The sequence below is a fragment of the Mycobacterium sp. ENV421 genome (assembly GCF_002887815.1).
Taxonomy (GTDB): Bacteria; Actinomycetota; Actinomycetes; order Mycobacteriales; family Mycobacteriaceae; genus Mycobacterium.
Window position 1 is genome coordinate 1 of record NZ_PDHO01000105.1, and the last position, 2,131, is coordinate 2,131.

The 2,131-nt window shown below is 67.6% G+C and carries 2 protein-coding genes; both read right to left on the reverse strand.

The annotated features are described in order from the left end of the window. Positions 1 to 74: 74 nt before the first annotated feature. Positions 75 to 440 carry a type I secretion protein TolC gene (locus CRM90_RS29820; protein WP_102810429.1) on the reverse strand — a complete coding sequence of 122 codons (366 nt, stop codon included), beginning with the start codon at positions 438 to 440 and terminating at the stop codon, positions 75 to 77. Continuing rightward, positions 437 to 2,065 carry a PPE domain-containing protein gene (locus CRM90_RS29825; protein ID WP_102810430.1) on the reverse strand — a complete coding sequence of 543 codons (1,629 nt, stop codon included), beginning with the start codon at positions 2,063 to 2,065 and terminating at the stop codon, positions 437 to 439. Before CRM90_RS29825 ends, CRM90_RS29820 begins: the two co-directional genes overlap by 4 nt. Between the last annotated feature and the right edge of the window lie 66 nt (positions 2,066 to 2,131).

Genomic DNA, 2,131 nt, shown 5'->3' on the forward strand with positions numbered 1-2,131 from the left:
ACCACCGAGGACCACCTGAAATCCGACTCGCCCACCGGCAAAGTTAACGGCATTGCATGCAGGGGAACGTTGTCTCAGGCGTCCGGTGGCGGTGGTGCGACATACGGTTCACCGATCGCGCTGGGGTCGAACCGGGGGTCGGTCGGCACAAGGTAGGCCGCGAACAGACCGCGCATGTGCTCGTAGATCTCATCGCGGGTCCTGCGCAGCACCGCGGTGATGATCTCTTCGAGTTCCACGTTGGTGTAGGCGCTCATCGCTTCTGGCGCGATGTCGAGGTCGAGAAGATTGCCCCAGCTGTCGAATCGAGCGCGCACGTCATCGTGCAGCATCGGCACGTTGATCCCCTCCACAGCGTCGAGGAACGCCTTGTTGCGGGCGCGCCAGTGCGCTATAGCAGCTTCGGCCTGGGCGACGTACTGATCGTCAGTCAGCGTCATGTCTTCTTATCTCTTCTCTCAGAACGGGATTCACGCGCCTCAACCCTGCCCTTGACCGGTTCGGCGTTCGGCGGGGTCGTCAGACGCAGCCGCTTCTCCTCATAGAGGCGCTTGTCATCCTCACCGCCGCCGCGGCCGGGACCACCCATCATCGGCGGCATCATGCCCATTGGTGCGCCCATCCCGGCGCCGCCCCCGGCACTGCCCACTGTCGGGGTCGCGCCCGTTCCCACGGTGGGCGCCGGGGCTACCGCCGGGGCGGCAGCTGCTGAGGCCGGCGCCGCAGCAAGGCCCCCGTCACCCGCCGAGGCAGGCTCGGTATCCCCAGGCTCGGCACCCCCACCACTACCGTCACCCATCCCGAGATCACCGGGACCGCCGCCCTCACCCAATGATGGGTCAGACCCACCAGGTTGTCTGCCTGCGAGACCTTGCAGCGCCGAGGCGCCGCCTTGAGCCAGGCCGCTGACGAGCTGGGTACCGGTCTGCTGAACTTGGTTCGCGGCGCCGCTGAGCGCACCAAGGAGGCCGCCAGCCGCGCCGGCCACCACTCCGAGCACCGTGGGCAACAATGTCTGCAGCATCTCCGCGCCACCGCCAGCGGGATCACCCAGGGGGTTACCGGCCGGACCCGTGCCGTCTGCGGCATCACCGGAAGTGGGCAGCGACCCATCCTCGGTGCCCGGTGCCGCTCCTGGCTGCCCCGGAACCCCGGGAGGTGTAGTGGCGGTAGTGGTTGCGACGCCCGGCTCCAGAGGCTTGGCTTGCAGCTGCCCGCCTGCGGTGTAGGTGGTGTAGCTGTTGATCGCTTGTTGGTGGGCTGCAGCCAGTTCGGATTGAAGCTGCTTCACGACAGCGGTGTAGCGTCCACCGCTCTGCGCGTTGTGCGCGGCCGCCGCGCGTAGCCGCTGCTCCAGAGCAGCGAAGTGTTGCGGGGTGGGGATATTGGCGCGGGCCTGACGAAAGTTGTTGGCCTGCACGGTCGCATCCCGCGACAAGGCACGCGACTGATCGGCGTGGCGGATGTAGGTCGACTCCAGCGTGGCCAGGTGTGTGCTGGCCTGGTCAGCGGCTGAGGAGTCCCAATTCTGCTCACTGGTCCACCGGGCCGAGCGCACCGACTGCGCGGCCGAATCAAGTTGAGCGGCATGGGTATTCAACGCCTGTCCGGCGGTCTCCAGCGCTTCGGGGCCAGGACCTCCGTGCATGAGTGCGGCGATCTCCTTGCCGGACGTTGGCTGCACCCCCGGCGTCGGAATGGGGGGTGCGACCAGCGATGGGCCCCCGATCGACGGGGCATCACCCACCGGGACGGAGGCCGCACGTCCCCGAGAGCCGGGGGCCAGGGACGCGGCGTTGGCCTGCTCCTGGTCTTCGTAGGTGGTGGCGGAGCTGTGCATCCGTGAGCTGGCCTGGGCGGTCTTGTGGTTGACGGCCATGGTGGCGTTGACCAGCTCACTGATCGACGCCGATAGCGCGTAGGCGATCTTCACCGACGTTGCGTCTGCCGCTGCGGGCGTGACCGCCGGCGCGGGTGCCGCCGCCTCGGAGCTGGCCGTCGACAGACCAGCCCCGGCGGCGCGCACACCGTCGGGGTCGATGAAGAGATTTGCGCTACTGGCCATGAAGCAACCTTGAACTAGGGCGTGTCTGACAAGTGTTTCGGGTGTCGTGCCTGAGGCTTGGGGTAT